This is a genomic window from Rheinheimera riviphila (genome assembly GCF_004005945.1).
Taxonomy (GTDB): domain Bacteria; phylum Pseudomonadota; class Gammaproteobacteria; order Enterobacterales; family Alteromonadaceae; genus Pararheinheimera; species Pararheinheimera riviphila.
Genome location: NZ_SACS01000020.1, coordinates 74,906 through 92,016 on the forward strand (window position 1 = coordinate 74,906; position 17,111 = coordinate 92,016).

Annotated in this window: 13 protein-coding genes and 1 tRNA gene; 9 read left to right on the forward strand and 5 right to left on the reverse strand. The window is 51.4% G+C overall.

Annotated elements, in window-relative coordinates; translation table 11 throughout:
* Nucleotides 1–41: 41 nt before the first annotated feature.
* Entirely contained in the window at nt 42–1,967 is a 1,926-nt protein-coding gene (locus EOE67_RS16340; RefSeq protein ID WP_127700408.1) for an alpha-amylase family glycosyl hydrolase, read from the reverse strand.
* Nucleotides 1,968–2,161: 194 nt separating this feature from the next.
* Here EOE67_RS16340 and EOE67_RS16345 point away from each other — a divergent pair, with 194 nt between their 5' ends.
* Nucleotides 2,162–3,121, forward strand: a complete 960-nt coding sequence (locus EOE67_RS16345; protein ID WP_127700409.1) for a carbohydrate kinase family protein — start codon at nt 2,162–2,164, stop codon at nt 3,119–3,121.
* A gap of 200 nt (nt 3,122–3,321) precedes the next feature.
* Here the strand turns inward: EOE67_RS16345 and EOE67_RS16350 are convergent, their stop codons facing one another.
* Nucleotides 3,322–4,512, reverse strand: coding sequence for a low temperature requirement protein A (locus EOE67_RS16350; protein ID WP_206099635.1), 1,191 nt, complete (start codon nt 4,510–4,512; stop codon nt 3,322–3,324).
* A gap of 256 nt (nt 4,513–4,768) precedes the next feature.
* Between EOE67_RS16350 and EOE67_RS16355 the strand changes: the two genes are divergently transcribed.
* The 6 genes from EOE67_RS16355 to EOE67_RS16380 all read left to right on the forward strand — a co-directional run bounded on the left by EOE67_RS16355 (nt 4,769) and on the right by EOE67_RS16380 (nt 11,909).
* On the forward strand, nt 4,769–8,167 hold the full coding sequence (locus EOE67_RS16355) for an MHYT domain-containing protein (protein ID WP_240652845.1): 3,399 nt from the start codon (nt 4,769–4,771) through the stop codon (nt 8,165–8,167).
* Nucleotides 8,167–9,150, forward strand: coding sequence for a response regulator (locus EOE67_RS16360; RefSeq protein ID WP_206099636.1), 984 nt, complete (start codon nt 8,167–8,169; stop codon nt 9,148–9,150). The genes EOE67_RS16355 and EOE67_RS16360 overlap by 1 nt, the downstream gene beginning before the upstream one ends.
* Before the next feature lie 80 nt (nt 9,151–9,230).
* Nucleotides 9,231–10,415: a serine hydrolase domain-containing protein gene (locus EOE67_RS16365; RefSeq protein ID WP_127700411.1), complete on the forward strand. Its 1,185-nt coding sequence runs from the start codon at nt 9,231–9,233 to the stop codon at nt 10,413–10,415.
* 96 nt (nt 10,416–10,511) lie between these two features.
* Entirely contained in the window at nt 10,512–11,147 is a 636-nt protein-coding gene (locus EOE67_RS16370) for an NAD(P)H-dependent oxidoreductase (protein WP_127700412.1), read from the forward strand.
* 139 nt (nt 11,148–11,286) lie between these two features.
* On the forward strand, nt 11,287–11,490 hold the full coding sequence (locus tag EOE67_RS16375; protein WP_127700413.1) for an addiction module protein: 204 nt from the start codon (nt 11,287–11,289) through the stop codon (nt 11,488–11,490).
* A gap of 104 nt (nt 11,491–11,594) precedes the next feature.
* On the forward strand, nt 11,595–11,909 hold the full coding sequence (locus EOE67_RS16380; protein WP_206099637.1) for a type II toxin-antitoxin system RelE/ParE family toxin: 315 nt from the start codon (nt 11,595–11,597) through the stop codon (nt 11,907–11,909).
* Nucleotides 11,910–11,979: 70 nt separating this feature from the next.
* On the opposite strand, the gene EOE67_RS16385 is transcribed toward EOE67_RS16380, so the two are convergent.
* The 3 genes from EOE67_RS16385 to EOE67_RS16395 form a co-directional block, all read right to left on the reverse strand.
* Nucleotides 11,980–13,659 (reverse strand): M20/M25/M40 family metallo-hydrolase, encoded by a 1,680-nt coding sequence (locus EOE67_RS16385; protein ID WP_206099638.1) that lies wholly within the window; start codon nt 13,657–13,659, stop codon nt 11,980–11,982.
* Nucleotides 13,660–14,055: 396 nt separating this feature from the next.
* Nucleotides 14,056–14,129: transfer RNA gene (locus EOE67_RS16390), tRNA-Gly, on the reverse strand.
* Between the two features lie 56 nt (nt 14,130–14,185).
* On the reverse strand, nt 14,186–14,545 hold the full coding sequence (locus EOE67_RS16395; protein ID WP_240652846.1) for a c-type cytochrome: 360 nt from the start codon (nt 14,543–14,545) through the stop codon (nt 14,186–14,188).
* 183 nt (nt 14,546–14,728) lie between these two features.
* Here EOE67_RS16395 and EOE67_RS16400 point away from each other — a divergent pair, with 183 nt between their 5' ends.
* Together EOE67_RS16400 and EOE67_RS16405 are read left to right on the forward strand one after the other, a co-directional pair.
* Nucleotides 14,729–15,565: a fumarylacetoacetate hydrolase family protein gene (locus EOE67_RS16400; protein ID WP_127700414.1), complete on the forward strand. Its 837-nt coding sequence runs from the start codon at nt 14,729–14,731 to the stop codon at nt 15,563–15,565.
* A 35-nt stretch (nt 15,566–15,600) separates the two neighbouring features.
* Nucleotides 15,601–16,962 carry a cation:proton antiporter gene (locus EOE67_RS16405; RefSeq protein ID WP_127700415.1) on the forward strand — a complete coding sequence of 454 codons (1,362 nt, stop codon included), beginning with the start codon at nt 15,601–15,603 and terminating at the stop codon, nt 16,960–16,962.
* The last annotated feature ends 149 nt before the right edge of the window (nt 16,963–17,111 follow it).

A 17,111-nucleotide genomic window follows, 5' to 3' on the forward strand; every position in this document is an offset into this window, starting at 1 on the left:
TGGCCCTGAAGATTAAAACGCCAGCAGCTTCAACTTAACCATCAACGCCGCAACCACAATACCTGATAAGCACTCAGCTGAACCACGCTGCCCTGATAATGCTGGCCGGTAAGTTGGTCGACCCACAAACCCGCCGGGAGTTGCTGACAAAGCTGCGGCTGTTCGGAGAAATTCACCAGACATAACAGGGTTTTCCCGGCAAGTTCGCGCTGATAGCTAAACAGGTGCGGGTTGTCGGAGGTTAAAATTCGGGTCGTGCCACTGCCGGTTTCCGGCAAGCTGGCGCGGGTGGTGATTAAATGTTGCAGCTGTTGATAAATCTGGCCGCTGCTGCTGGTTTTACTCTGTGCTGCTAATAGTTGCTGGCTATCAAGTTTGACTCTGTTGACCCAGCGACTGTCGTCTTTTTTTACCGGATCTTCTTGATAACTATAGTCATTCAGTAACCCAAGCTCGTCGCCCATATACAACAGCGGCAAACCACCAATGCTCAGAATCACGCTGTTCAGCAAGTAAATCCGCGCCAGCGCATGCTGTAAATGCAGCGCATGGCCTTCAAGCTGTGCTTGTTCAACCCCAGCCAAAGACGCCAGCATGCCAGCGACTCGGCAATCGCCGGTGACTGGGTTTTGCTGAAACGGTACCCCTTTGGCAAAACTGCCTGGGAATTGTCCGGTATAAAACTGATTTAAAAACTGCCGGTGGTGATCAGGGTTGATGCCAAGCTGCCTGGCCACTTCGTCGTCAAAAGTCCAGCCAATATCGTCATGACAGCGAATGTAGTTGACCCAGCTGCAATGCGGGTCAATCTCAAAGCGCCGCCGCAGCGATTCCGATAACAAGCGGGTTTTGCGGGTGGCGAGACTGTTCCACAGCAGCGCCATCAGCAGCGGGTTGTACGACAGCTGACACTCGCCAGGGGCAATATATTTCACCACTTCATCCGGATGAACGATGGCTTCCGATTTAAACTGCAAGGCTGGCGCGGCAATCCTTGCCACCGCATTAAAAGCCTGGATCAAGAGATGAGCTTTGGGCAAATTTTCGCAGCCGGTACCGGCTTCTTTCCAGACAAACGCCAATGCATCGAGGCGTAATACCGCCGCGCCCTGATTGGACAGAAACAACATTTCTTCGGCCATCGCATTAAACACCTGCGGATTGGCGTAGTTTAGATCCCACTGAAAACTGTTAAAAGTGGTCCAGATCCAGCATTTGGAGTCTGGGTCTTGAGTAAAACAGCCCCGACGAATTTCCGGGAAAATCTCCCGTAAACAGGGGGCAAACTGGTCACGTTCCTGCTCGGTCAGGAAAAAATAATAATCGCGGTATTCGGCGTTGCCCGCTTTGGCAAGCTTGGCCCATCGATGCTCATCAGAAGTGTGATTAAACACAAAATCCAGTACTGGCTTAATGCCTTGTTGATGCAACTGCTGCATCAACAAGGCAAGCTGCGGCATGGTACCGAGTTCCGGCATGGTGTCGCGATAATCGGAGACGGCATAACCACCGTCGCTATTCGGCACCGGCGCTTTAAACAACGGCATCAGATGCAGGTAATTAATGCCGGTTTGTTGTAAATACGGAATACGGTTAGCGAGGCCTTCGAAATTGTCCGCAAATAAATCGACGTAGCAGGCTGCGCCCAAAGCCTGAGCTGATTGGTGCCAGTGCTGTTGCTCTTGCTGCAGATCTTGTTGCTGTAAATAGTCCGGGCGCTGCGCCGAGCTTTTTGCCAACAGTTTCAGCAACTGTTCGAGCTGGTAATAACAGTCGTACTGATTGCCATAGAGCGTCAGGTACAGCTGCAGTAACTTCGGCAACACCTGTTGCAGCCGAGACTGAAAAGCCGGAAAGCTTTGTTTAGCCAAAGTTTTCAAACTTGAACTAAAACGTTTAAGTAATTTATCGGATTCAAGCTGAAGTAGCTGTGGATTTTCCAGCAACTGCGCTGTGGTTTTTTGCATGGTTGAAAGTCCATATGCAGGTGTTGTTGCTATTTAAACCATCATTTTGTCGATTGTTCAAGTGAAAAACGTCACTTTGTAGAAATTTTAGCCAGTTTATTTACAGCAAAGCCTGAATCAGTTATTTTCCACCTTAATCATTTAAGTTTTATTCGTGGCTGCAACGTCTCATCACATCGCTATAGGTACAGATTATGCAAATTCCAGTATGTTGTTTTGGCGAAATCCTGATTGATTTTCTACAGGATCCGCAGCACAACGAAGTATTCCGCCGTTTTGCCGGTGGTGCGCCAGCCAATGTGGCGGTAGCGGTCGCAAAATTGGGCGGCCACAGTAAGTTTATCGGGATGGTTGGCCAGGATATGTTTGGTGAATTTCTCACCGCGCAGCTCAAACACTATGGCGTAGATTGTAGTGCGGTGCGCCAAACCAGTCTGGCGAAAACCGCTTTGGCTTTTGTGGCGCTCGATGAGCAGGGCGATCGTAGTTTTTCGTTTTACCGACCGCCCGCCGCCGATTTGTTGTATTTACCGGAAGACTGCCCGCCGGATTTATGGCAGCAACCGGGCATCCTGCATTTATGCTCGAATAGCCTGACCGAAAATGCCATTGCCGTGACCAGTTTCGCGTTAGTCGCAATGGCGAAAGCCCATGGCTGGTTGGTGTCAGTGGATGCCAATTTACGCCACAATTTATGGTCAAATGGCAGCGCTAACCGCGAGTTAGTGACCCAGTTATTGCAGCAGGCGGATTTGATTAAACTCAGCGACGATGAACTGCGGTATCTGGCTGCCGGGCAGGATCCGCAGTTATGGCTTGCCGAATTGTTGCTACAAAAACGCTGGGTCATTGTGACCGCAGGCGCAGCTGAAGTACGCAGCTACAGCCCAGCAAGCAACATCTCACTGCCGGTGACACCAGTGACCGTGGTGGACACCACAGCGGCGGGAGATTCTTTTGTGGGTGCCTGGTTGCTGCAATTGAGTCAATTGCTGGAGGGAGGCAGTTCCTGGGCACAACTGCTAGGTGATCAAGGGATACAACAGCAAATCGTTCAGAACGCGATAGTGGCGGGTTCACTGACTTGCCAGCAGTTTGGGGCCTTTAGCGCTTTGCCAACTTTTTACCAAATAAAAGCGCAGTGGGCGGGTTAATTGACATCAACCAGGATCGACGGTGTTCTGGTATTTTAGGTAAATATCGCGTTGTCGATCACCTGCACTTTGTCTTGCTGGGTAAATTCGCATCTGGGATAGTGGCGGTGATTTTTTGCAGATGTTCGATGGTCGCCCCAGGCCGATCCGGCTGTACCTGTTCACCGTTATTATGCCTGCGTGCAATCCTCATCACTTCCTCATAACTTCGGCTGCCCGTTGCTGCAACAAGCATGACTGCTGCGTAGCATAACACACAGCACCAACAAAGCCGTGGCGGCGGCAAGACCGCTGAAAAAGCCAGCCAACGGGATCAGCAGCGCAAACAGCACCAGCAGATATTTACCACGGCCGCTAAAGATAAAACGGTCGCGGACCAGCCAGAGCCCGAGTACATAAGCGCTGATCGGTAGGGTAACGGCGCAGGTGGCGGCGGTTGCGGTAAGGCTGGCGCTGCCAAGCACGAGGTCGATATTCACCGCAATACCGGCACCCACCGCGGCACCGGCGGCATAAATAATCAAATGGCCGTAACCCCAGGTCAGTGCCATCGCCAGCGTTTGTTGTTTTAAATGCTCTTCGCGCGAAAAATATAACCACCACAGACAAAACAGCAGCACCATCGCCAGCAGCGGAATTTGCAGTAGCGCCAATGTTGGCGCCTGATCGGTGGTGAGATTGCTGATGGCGATTGAACTGGCCAACAAGGTTTCGCCGAGCACAATAATATTCAGTAAACCATAACGTTCAATCATATGATGGCGATGCCAGGGCGTAATACCCCGACGTTCTGCCAGTGCCGGTACCGCTAGTTCCAGCACCGCACCCAGCGCAAACAGCGTTAGCAGCCAGGTAGCCGACAGCGGTTGTTGCAGCAGTAAGCCAACCCAATACAGTTGCACCAGAAAAATGCCACCGGCGTAGGTGAGGGTGGTGCGTTTTAATTCAGGGTGGTGACGGGCGGCGCGCAGCCAAAATAGCACCATGCCGATGCGCATAATGACAAACCCAATCACAATCAGCATCAGCTGACCGCCCTGAAAAAACGGTTTGATCCCAGCCGCCATGGTCAGCGAACCTGCCATCACCAGCATGGTCAGCAAGCGGAACAGTACGTCGTCGTTGTCGTAGGCCGAGGCAAACCAGCTAAAGTTCATCCAGGACCACCAGATGGCAAAAAACGCCAGCACAAACTTACTGATCCCTTCGGCATAATGGGCATGGGCGACCGCATGATGCAGTTCAGCGGCCGCAGCGGCGATAGCGATCACCGCCACTAAATCAAACATTAATTCCAACGGCGTTGATGCCCGGTGTTTTTCTGTGGTATTGCGCGGTGGCATGGCGCGGACACCGGTACGCAAAAACTCTGAGAGATGATGAAGCGGCATCGCAGTTCCTTATTGAGCCGGTAAGATGCTGGCTCGTGTATTGGCCAAAGCATTTGCTAATCGCATCGGTGTTTTTTAACACAAGAGAATGATTTGACAAGTGTTATTGTGTGAAGCTTTGGCGGGACCTGGCTCAGGCTTGAAAATCTGCCTGAATTAAGGTATTCCAGTTCAGTGCTGCTAACGCTGGTTGTGGCACTGCATCAATGGGTACGACGCCAAGACTAGATCGGCAAGAATTTAAAAGGGGAAGTCAGTGATAGCATGGTTATTACAATGGTTTGAATATCCGGCAGATCCCCTGTTGTTAACGGGCACGTACAGCGCTGGATTGGTAGCGTTGTCGTTTTTTATTGCGGTGCTGGCATCGGCGATGGCTATCCAAATCACCAGTCAGGCGGTTGGGGTGCAGCACAAGTCAGTGCGGTTGCTGATGCTGGGCAGCGGCAGTATTGCGCTTGGCGGTGGGGTTTGGTCGATGCATTTTATCGGCATGCTGGCCTTTGCCCTGTGTACCGATGTCAGTTATCAACCTGCGTTAACCATTTTCTCACTGCTCCCGAGCGTTGCTGCTTCCTGGGTGGCGCTTGACCTCATCAGTAAAAAACGGCTGGCGCTGTCGCAATTATTATTAGGCGGCGTGTTGGTCGGTGCTGGCATTGGCACCATGCATTATACCGGGATGGCGGCGATGCAAATGTCGGCCGCGCTGCGCTACGACTTACCGATGTTCTTATTATCCATTCTGGTTGCGGTGGTGTTAGCCATTCTGGCGCTCTGGGTGCGGTTTGGTTTAAGACGTTTTAACCTGGCGCCGCACTGGCTGACGCTGCTGAGCAGTCTGGTGATGGGCGGTGCTATTACCGGTATGCATTACACCGGCATGGCTGCTGCGCGTTTTGTGCCGCCGCCGGGTTTTGTCGCTGCGGATCAGGCCGGGGAACTACCGCTGGTATTGGCGATGGCGATTAGTTTTACCACGCTGGTGATTTGTGGGTTGGTGCTGGCGGTCAATCTGCTGCTGAAATACCGGGTGGCCAGCACTCGGGCCAGAACCAATGAAAGCCGGCTGAAAGCGATGATGGACACGGCGGTCGATGGCATTGTCACTATTAATGCGCAGGGTTTGATCCTCAGTATGAATAAAGCCGCCGAGCATATTTTCGGTTGGCAACAAGATGAATTGCTTGGCAAAAATGTTAATGTGTTGACCCCAGACGCCATCCGTCGCCACCACGATTCTTACCTTGATAACTACCTGCAAACCGGCTCCGCCAAAATTATCGGTATTGGTCGCGACGTGGACGCTGTGCATAAAGATGGCCATGCGATCCCGGTGCGCCTTGCTATTGGCCATGTGCAATTGCCAAACGAACATCTGTTTGTGGCTTTTATTACTGATCTCAGTATCAGGCGGAAAATGGAGCAGGACTTAAAAGACAACGAAGCCAAATTCCGCTCACTGATTGGCAATATTCCGGGCGCGGCCTATCGCTGCCTGTACAACGAGTATTGGGATATGGTGTTTCTGAGTGATGCCATCGAAGGCATTTCTGGTTATCCGGCCAGTGATTTTATGCTGCCCCAGCCAAAACGGCGCTGGATTGAGGTCATTCATCCGGACGACAAGGCGCTGGTCCAGGAAATGGAGCTGTTTCAGCAAAGTTTCCAGCTGGAATATCGCATCGACCACCGGGATGGCTCGATCCATTGGGTATTGGAACAAGGTGAAGCCATTCGCAGCACCGCTGGTGATATTCTGTGGTTAGATGGTTTTATCATGGATATCAGCCAGCGCAAGCAGATGGAAACTGATTTGGTCGAAGCCAAAGATAAAGCTGAGCTGGCGGCGGAAGCACGTTCGGCCTTTTTGGCCAATATGAGCCACGAAATTCGTACGCCGATGAACGCCATTATTGGTTTTAGCGACTTGTTGTTGACCTCTGATTTGGCACCTGATCAGAAAAAACATCTGGCGACCATTCATAGTTCCGCCCATTCGCTGCTGCATTTGCTGAACGATATTCTCGATAGCGCCAAGCTGGAAAAAGGCAAACTGGAGCTCGATCAACAAGACTTTTCGCTGCCGGCGGTGCTGGATGCGGTAGTGTCGACCTTGTGGATCCAGGCGCGCAAAAAGCAGTTGGAATTACGGCTGGAGCTAGACCCAGCCCTGGGTGAATTCTACTTTGGCGCTTCAGATCGGTTACGCCAGGTGCTGACCAATCTGATTGGCAACGCGATTAAGTTCACTGAACGTGGTTCGGTATTGGTGCAGGTATCACTGCTGGCAGCCTCTTCAAAGCAAGCAGGCGCGACAACACAGCAGCTGCATTTCAGTATCAAAGACACCGGCATTGGCATCGCTGCCGATCGCCTTGGGCAAATTTTTGAGGCTTTTACCCAGGCCGACGCTTCGATGAGCCGGCGCTTTGGCGGCACGGGTTTAGGCACCACCATTAGTAAACAGTTGGTTGAGCTGATGGGCGGGCAGATTTCAGTGCAGAGTGTCGAAGGTGAGGGCAGCTGCTTCAGTTTTAACTTACCGCTGGCTCCTGGCAAAGCGACCACCACCGCGCTGCAGGGTTATTACCCGGCGTTACCACCGCTGAAGATACTGATTGCTGACGATATTGCACAAAATCTTGAATTATTGCGCTTGTTATTAGAACGCGCGGGCCACCAGGTGACGTCTGCTACCGATGGTCTGGAAGCGTTAAAATGGGTGCAACAGCAACATATAGCGCAGCCACAATCCGGATCACAACCCCAATCACAACAGCAGTTTGATTTAGTGTTGATGGATATTCAGATGCCGAATCTGGACGGTTTGCAGGCCTGTCGGCAAATCCGGCAGCTTGAGCTGGAACACCACAAAACCCAATTGCCGATTATTGCCTTAACCGCCAGTGTGCTGGACGAAGATAAGCTGGCGGCGACTGAGGCCGGGATGCAGGGTTTTGCCAGCAAACCTATTGATTTTAGCGTGTTGTGCTTTGAAATCGCCAAGGTGTTGCAGCTGGAAATTCGGGCTCCATTAACCTCGGCACCGGCAGCCACAGGTAATGAAGAGCAACTGCTGAATTTGCCCAAAGCCTTGCAACTCTGGGGCAATCAGACGACTTATTTAACTGCCTTGCAGCAGTTTTTGAACCAGCAGCAACATGTCTGGCCGCAACTGCAACAGGCGTTGGCGCAAGCGGATTTTGATACCGTGCAACAGCAGGCGCATGCGGTGAAAGGCGCCAGCGCCAATCTGGCTTTAGAGCAGTTATCGAAAGTCTGTGCTGAACTGGAGCAGGCGGGGCGGCAACAACAATTGGCACGTTGTCAGGATTTGCTTGGCAAAATTCAGCAGTGTTGGCCAAAATTTGTCGCGCATTGCCAACAATTGCAGCAAGAAAACCCAACGGCCGATGCAACTAGCCAGCCGCAACTGACGCTGCCACAACTGTCCGCAGTGCTGGAGGTTTTACAGCAAGCCAGTGCCAGAAATGAATTCGACGATGAACGGATGGCATTGTTGGCGAGTTACACTGGACCTTATCAGCAGCAAGTGCTGCAAATATTGGATGCGCTGAACGATTTTGATTTTCCGGCTGCCCAACAGCAGCTGCAGCTGTTGCAACAACGATTAAGTAACGGAGCCGTCTGATGAGTAATGAAAACCCGGTGTTGTTATTGGTCGACGACGAACCCACCAATTTGCGGGTGCTGCGCACCGTGCTTCAGGACCAGTACCGGCTACTGTTTGCCAAAAGTGGTGAAGAAGCATTGCAACTGATTGCGCAGGAGCAACCGGATTTGGTGCTGTTGGATGTGATGATGCCGGGGCTGACGGGCTTTGACGTCTGCACCCGCTTAAAAGCCGATGCCACCACCAAAGCCATACCGGTGATTTTTGTCACGGCGCTAAAAGACGAAATTGACGAAGCCCGCGGTTTTGCGGTGGGCGCTGTCGATTACATCACCAAACCGATCAGCCCGGCGGTGGTCAAAGCGCGGGTGAAAACCCATTTATCCCTGGTGCAGGCCGCAGAGCTGAAACAAACCCGCTTGCAGGTGATCCAACGCCTTGGCCGCGCGGCCGAATATAAAGACAACGAAACTGGCCTGCATATTCTGCGGATGAGTCATTACGCGCAGGTGCTGGCATTGGCGTCCGGTTTTACCGCGCAACATGCGGAAGATCTACTGCACGCCGCGCCAATGCACGATATCGGTAAAATTGGCATCGCCGACCATATCCTGTTAAAACCCGGCAAACTGACTGCCGAAGAATATCAGGAGATGCAAAAACATCCGCTGATCGGCGCCGAAATTATTGGCGATTGTGAATCGGTATTGTTAAAAATGGCCAAAACCGTGGCCTTGTACCATCACGAAAAATGGGACGGCACTGGTTATCCCCATGGCTTGGCGGGCGAAGCGATACCGGTCGAAGCCAGAATTGTCGCACTCTGCGATGTATTTGATGCGCTGACCAGCACCAGACCCTACAAAAAAGCCTGGACGGTGCCCGACACCCTTGATTATATCCGTCAGCAAAAAGGTCTGCACTTTGAACCGCGGCTGGTGGATTTGCTGGAACAACAACTGCCGCAAATTCTGGAAATTAAAGAGCGCTGGGCGGAGTAATATTTGTTGTAGTTGTCATAGTCGGCAACCTTACCCCTACAAAAATTAGTGCGTAGCAAGGTTGCTGCGCCGGAGTCCTGATGAAAATTACTTTGTTTTTGTGGTTCGTTCTGAGCCAGCAACTTTTATCTTTTTCAGCAACCGCGGCTGATTATTTTCCACCCGCCGGGCAGTGGCAGAGTGCGACGCCACAAAGCCTTGGCGTTGACGCTGACAAACTGGCGGCTGCGGTGGCTTATGCCATCGCCAGTGAAAATAAAGCACCTAAAGATCAAGCCATTGTGCAGGCGACCACCTTTGGCGCGCGCGAACCCTATGATCAAATTATCGGGCCAATGTCAGTGCGCGCAGCGGCCAATGGCTTGATTATTTATCGTGGCAAGCTGCTTGCACAGTGGGGTGATACCCAGAGTGTTGATATGACGCACAGTATCAGTAAAACCTTTTTAACCACGGTGACCGGATTGGCGCTGGATGATGGTTTGATCCAAAGCAGCGATGATTTCGTCGGGCCTTACCTTCCGTCTGCTCATCCGTTGCCCGGCAGCGAATTATTTGCCAGCGAGCATAACCGGCAAATCCGCTGGGAGCATTTACTGCGCCAGACCAGCGACTGGCAAGGCACGCTATGGGGTAAACCAGACTGGGCCGATCGGCCGGAAGGCGAGCCGAAAGACTGGCCGAATCGGCCTTTGTATAAACCCGGTACGCGCTACAAATACAATGATGTACGGGTGAATTTGCTGGCGCTGGCCACCACTTATGTCTGGCGAAAACCGCTGCCGCAGGTGCTGACTGAGCGGATCATGCAACCGATAGGCGCAAGTTCCACTTGGCGTTGGGTTGGTTACGATAACAGTTGGCTGGAGCTCGATGGCCAAAAAATTCAGGTGGTGTCCGGCGGCGGTCATTGGGGCGGAGGTATGTTTCTGAATGCCTGGGATTTAGCCCGTTTTGGTTATTTGTTTTTACGTGATGGCAATTGGCAAGGCAAACAACTGATCAGCAAAGAATTTATCGCCAAAGCCCGTAGCGGTGGCCCGGCCAACCCCGATTACGGCTACGCCAACTGGTTTTTAAACCCCGGCCGCAAGGCATTACCTGCTGCGCCGGAAACAGCAGTCACCTTCCAGGGGGCTGGCCGTAATATTATTTATCTGGATCAGAAAAATGATCTGTTATTAGTAGCACGCTGGATTGGCAACGGTGATGAGCTGAATCAGCTAATCGAAAAAACCTTGGCGGCGCTACCTGCGGCAAAATAATTAGAATTTTTTATATGCTGGTGCCATTTTTAGTTATTGTACCGATTGGTACAGTAGTGGTAAGCTGCGACTTTCTATCCTTAAAGGAAGTTCGTGATGTCCGATATTTTAAATTTGTTGTCCTGGCGGTACGCCGCTAAAAAAATGGATCCAGCCAAAACGGTGTCAGAACACAAACTGGCAATCATTCTTGAATCTATTCGGTTAAGTGCCAGCTCCAGTGGCTTGCAGCCTTATCAGGTATTGGTGATTACCGATCCACAAATCAAAGCTCAAATTCGTCCAGTGTCCTGGGGTCAAAGTCAGGTCACCGATTGTTCGCATTTGCTGGTATTTGCTGCCTGGGATAATTACAGCTTTGATCGCATCAATATGATGTTTGATTTGGTCAACGAACAACGTGGTCTGAAAAATGAAGGTTGGGAAGCGTACCGGCAGCAGTTACTGAGCATTTACCCGAAGCGTACACCGGAAGAAAACTTCCAGCATGCCGCTCGCCAGGCTTACATTGGCTTGGGTAGTGCCTTAATTGCTGCCGCCGCCGAAGGTGTCGACAGCACACCAATGGAAGGGTTTGAACCAGAAAAAGTTGATGCTATTCTGAATTTGTCGGCACTTGGCCTGCGTTCAGTGTTGTTACTGCCTTTGGGTTACCGCGCCAGCGAAGGCGACTGGTTGGTTGATCTGGCAAAAGTGCGTCGTAGTACTGAAGATTTTGTGATTCGCCGTTAAAGCGGTTTGCGTGTATACAGAAGGCCGGTGATCTGGCCTTTTTTTGAATCTGTCTCAGATCATGAGTGTCTGACAGCCATTGGTCGTTTCGTGCTACTATTATCAGGTTACTGAACTTTGATTTTTGAAGGATGTTTCTATGGAAATTCAATCGCTTACAGTTTCTGAGCGCATAGTTCTCGCCGAAGCACTTTGGGATAGCATCGTGGCTGAAGATGGTGAAATAGCTCTGACTGATGCACAAAAAGTGGAGCTTGACCGGCGCTTGGCAGCATTCGACATTGATCAAAACCTGGGGGCATCCTGGGAAAACGTCAAATCCCGGATACTTTCCAAACGATGAACTACGTACTGACACTACGAATATACCCAAAATCATTGAAGATTCGGGTAGGCGGCAACTGAATGAATCCTCAGGAGCTTAGCTGTTCTAAGTGACTGGGGTGAGTGAAGGCGGCCAACAACCCCGAATCTTCAATGATGAAGGGTATAGAAGCTGAATTTGATGTTGAAGAAACTTTTAAATACTACCAGGGAAAACGACCTGGTCTTGGTGATGATTTTCTACTTTGTGTCGAAGAAGCCTTGCAGAAGATTCAGCGAAACCCGTTCATTTATAGAGAAATTTACCAAGACCTGAGGCGTATTTCGATTCATCGTTTCCCCTATCGGATCTTGTATTTTGTACAAAACCACAATGTCGTGGTCACTGCAGTTTTCCACGCAAGAAAGGCTCCTTCAGCCTGGACAGACCGTACATAAAAAGTCCGCCGTAGCGGACTTATTGCAGTTCAGCAACGCCAGACAACAAGACGTCGCCTGACTTTGATACTTAGTACACTACCTTCGTTTCTAAGGCTTTTTTCCCTTCCAGCTCGCGGGTGCGGCGTTCTTTTTCTGTTTCCAGATCAAGACGTTGTTGCTGCACTTCCGAAGGAGCTGTTGGCATTGGTTTACGTGGCAGCTTTTTATCGGCCATCGCCGCCTCAAACAGGAAGCCCGCCATAATCACCGACGCTTGTTTTAAATCGTCTTCAATCACGTGATCAATCGAATCGATATGGGTGTGGTGCAGGCGGGTGCTGTAATCCAGCGGATCCTGAATAAACTGGAAGCCAGGCAAACCGACATCATCAAAGGATTCGTGGTCAGTGCCGCCGGTCGATAATGGCGAAATGGTGCCGGTGCTTAGGTCGCCGTACGGGCCAAACCAGTCGGAAAGCATCGGTTTGGCGGCAATGTTGCCTTCGGTATAGATGCCACGGAAGCGGCCGCTGCCATTGTCCATATTAAAATACACCGATAATTTGTCGTAGGCGGCTTTTGGCTGAATTGGCCAGCCCGGGCTGGACCACAAATAACGTGGCAGCGCTTTTTCGGCCGGATCTTTTGGCTCTGGGCGAGTGGCAAAAAACTCGTCGACATAAGCGCGTGAGCCGTATAAACCCTGCTCTTCACCGGACCACAGTGCAATCCGGATGGTGCGTTTTGGCTTCACATTCAGTTTGGATAAAATCCGTACCGCTTCCATCGCCACGGCCACACCGGCGCCGTTATCGACAGCACCATCGCTGGCATGCCATGAATCAAGGTGACCACCGACCATCACCACTTCAGCGTTTTTGTCGGTACCCGGAATTTCAGCGATGGTGTTGTACGACTTCATATCGTCATCGTGGAAGCGGGCTTTAATATCTAGGTCCAGTTTTGGCTGTTCTTTGCGATCGAGCATCCGGGTCAGCAGGCTGTAATCTTCTTGCTCGATGATGATGGCCGGCACCGGGAAGGTTTCGCCTTGTTTGTGCGACTTACCAAACACCCGCACCAAACCGCCCTGACGGCTGCTGCGGTAAATAACGCCCGCCACTTGTTCTTTTTCTAAAAACGCACTTAACGCCTTATTAAACTTGTAACTTTGCATCCGGCTGTCGCGCAGGGCATTGGTCATAAACGACTGATAACTGGCACGGGCGCCTGGTTCATAGTCTTTTAAATCGCCAAGGGTTTTCGCGCTTAACCGTTCAAAAATCACTGTTTTTGGTGGTTCGATTTTTAAATCTTCACCCATCAGCAGAATTTTGCCTTTTAATTTACCGGCGTATTGCGCCAGATCGGCGACAGTGTTGACGTCAAACATCATCACTTCACCGTTGACCACGCCGTTGGTGCCAGGGGTCCAGGCCACCGGAATACCATGCAACGATTGCTGGCGCGGGCCTGCTAAGGTGATGCTGGCGGATTCGCTGCTCCAGCCACGACCAAATTCAAACGGATGCAGCTGACCGTTTTTCAGCCCCCAGTCTTGTAACTGTTTGAGCGTCCAGTGATTCGCCTTCACCATTTGCGGAGAAGCGGTTAAGCGCGGGCCAATGTTGTCAGTCAGATGCTCCAAAGTGTGCATCACTTGCGACTGGTGAAAACCTTCATGGCGAATTTTATTGGCCATGTCTAAATCGGCCGCAGCCATGGCGACTGGCGAACATAACAGAGCGGGAACAAGCAAACGCTTCATAGCTGACATTTCCTGGGATTGGTGTTGTTGTTTTACGCCTGAGTCTGCTCTGTCGCCGAAGTGCCCTAAGATCAGATCCGTAAGGCAATTTCCGACAGCAATAACAATGACCTGGCATTATTTTCGATACCAGCAGTAAAACAGCCACCGCACAAAGGCAACAGCTTTGCGGCCGATGTCAGCGTTGCGTCGATATTCTGTGAAAAATGGGTAAATATCGACAGGTATCAAATAGCGGCGCACTTCCGCTGACGCGGTGAGTAACGCCCTACTATTTGCAAGGTGTTCAGCGTAGGGCGCGACTCGCCGCGTCAGCGGTAGTCCGCCATCGGGCCCGAAACTCGTCCGGACACTGGTGCTTGTGTATTCAATAACGCGCGAGATTTAACGAAGAAGTGGAGCGGGTGATGGGAATCGAACCCACGGCACGAGCTTGGGAAGCTCGGGTATTACCATTATACGACACCCGCAATGGCGCTTAAGGTACTGAGTTGGCAGCACACTGTCAATCTGATTTCCGACCAAATCAGCGGCTGCCGGTGGCTGGTAAACTGGCGAAATAGGCTGCCAGATTCGCGATGTCTTCATCCGACAGCGGCTTGGCCAGCGGCGACATAATACTGTTTTTGCGGCTGCCACTGCGATAAGCCACGAGCTGCGTACTCAGATACAACTCCTTTTGCCCTGCCAGATTTGGCGTTTGTGGCGTAAGGCCAATGCCATCTTTACCATGACAGGCCTGACATTGCACGGCGGCAACTTTACCGGCCTGAATATCGGCTTCGGCGGTGCAGCCAAAAGTTAGTATCGATAGGATGACCACGAGCAGCGCTGCGAAAGAGCGAGGATGGTGGATCATCGGTTTGGTATGCTGCTGTTTGCGCATCGATTCTCTGTGCTTCGACCAAAATGAACCTTTAGTAAGCCAAAGTCGCATCTGACTGGCAAGACAAAAATCATCCGTATCTGGTGCAAAGCATAGTGTCGCCTGTTGCTGACCTACAGGCTTTTGCTGGCTGCATGTTACAGTAGCTGCTATCACCACTGGTATTTTCAGGGACAACACTTCATGAACATCGATCAACTTCCAGCACCTGTTTTATCCACCTCTTTGCTGCAGCAAGCGGCGGCGATTCTGGCGGAGCGCCGAAAGCTTGGTGAAGTTGGCCCCTTGTTAACTGACACACTACGCCCGCGCTCACAAGCCGATGCTTTTGCCCTGCAACAACAGGTAGCAGTGGCAATGGCTGAGCCGATTGCAGGCTGGAAATGTTTATTACCGACACCGGATAAAATCGTGGTAGCACCGATTTATCAGTCGACGGTGGCGCGCTTTGACAACGATACTGCTGATATTCAACAGTGTGCGTTATGGCCTTCGATAGTTCCTGCATCGCAGGGTTTAGCCAGGGTCGAACCTGAACTGGCTTTTGTATTGTCCAAAGATTTATCGCCAAGAGCAGCACCCTACACTGAAGCGGAGATTGACCAAGCCATCGGCGCGACTCATCTGGCGCTGGAGCTGATCCAAAGTCGCTTTAGCCATGACAGTGGCGCCGGTTTTTTCGACCAGCTGGCGGATGGCCTCTTTAATCAGGGCTTGTTTTTAGGGCCAGAGCTGCAGCCAACACCGGGCTTTGACGGCAGTGAATTTGCTTTGCAGCTGACTTTTAACGATGGCCGGGTGCAAAACTTCAATGCGGTGCATCCAAACCAACAACCACGGGCCGGTTTGTACTGGCTGGTGAATTTTTTGTCGGCCAACAATATTGCGTTATTGGCAGGTCAAGCGGTGATTACCGGCTCTTACGCTGGCGTGTTGGATCTGCCGTTTGGCGAGGACATGCGGTTCCAATACGGCGATTGGGGACAATTCAGGCTGCGGTTTGTCACCAAAACATCGTAAGATGACGCCATCTTGTGGTTATTTTGGGAAGCTTGATGGATTTTTTACCACAACATGGTTTGAGCATGACGCCGTTATTGTCGTTTGGCGTGTTGTTAGTGGTGGGGGCGCTGGGTGGTTATCTGGCGCATCGCTGGTCCTGGTTGCCGAGTATCACCGGCTTTATGCTGGTGGGTTTGTTGGTTGGGCCAAGTGGCTTCGGTGTGCTGAACTATGACACCTTAAAAGAAGCACGCATTCTGGTCGACATTGCGCTGGCGCTGATTTTATACCGACTGGGTTCTTCGCTCGATTTACGCTTTATCCGCCGTTCACCACGCATTGTCGCGGTAGCGGTGATTGAATCTGTATTAACCTTTTGCGCGGTGTTTACCCTCTGTTATTTATTAGGTTTTTCAGCGCTGATTGCCGCCGTCATTGGTGCGATTTTAATTTCTTCGTCGCCGGCGGTGCTGCTGCACGTTGCCCATGAAGTTGGTGCCAAAGGCCCGGTCACTGAATCAGCAAAAACGCTGGTCGCGCTGAATAATCTGCTGTCTTTTCTGGTATTTGCACTGGTGATCCCGGCGATGCTAGTGCATGAAAATGCCAGCTGGCAGCAAGTGATTTTGCAACCTTTGTATCTGCTTTTGGGCTCTGGTGTGCTCGGCATCTTGATAGGTTTGGGGCTGCATTTTGTGATCAGCCGCACCGCCAAAGCCGAGCAATATAAACTGGCGCTGGTGGTCGGTGCGCTGATGTTGACCCTCGGTCTTGCCCAACAATTGCAACTGTCGATGTTATTTGCGCCGTTGATTGTCGGTATTGTAGTGCGCAGTGTCGAGCAAGATGTGGTGGTGTCGGCGATGGAATTTGGCAGCGCTTTTGAGCTGTTTTTTATCGTGTTGTTTGTATTCGCTGGTGCCAGTTTGCATCTGGCGGAATTGATTGAATATGCCCCGGTGATTATCGCCTTGGTGCTAACGCGCTCCCTGGTAAAAGTGGCTGCGGTGAGTGTGTCATTGCGACTCGGACTACAACCCTGGCGACAAGCATCGGCGACTGGTTTATTGCTTATTCCAATGGCCGGTCTGGCGATTGGTTTAGTACAAACCAGCAGCAAACTGGTGCCGGAGCAGGCTACGATGATTGCGGCTGTGGTACTCGGCGCTGTGACTTTGTTTGAAACCCTCGGTCCGCCAATTGCCGCTTTTGCCTTTGGTTTAGCCGGTGAAGCCGCAGCCAGCACGCCCGTGCGCAAAGTAAGCCCCTGGCGGTTAAAAGACGAAGTACAAGTGGATGTGTCGGCACTGGTGGCACATGAACCGGAAGATGCAGCAGTTGCAGAAACCAGTACCGATTCAGCCGAAACCAGCAAACGCCGCTTCCGGTTATGGCCCTTTGCCGGTAAAGCCTAGTTGTTAACAATTGACTCTGACCCTGAGGTATCCCCACGGAATTACTATTTGAAACAAAGAGATAATTAAAATTTAGATAGGAAGGAACATTCATGGTGTTCGGTGATCAGATCAATCGCCAAACCAACCAGTCAAGGAGACACCATGAA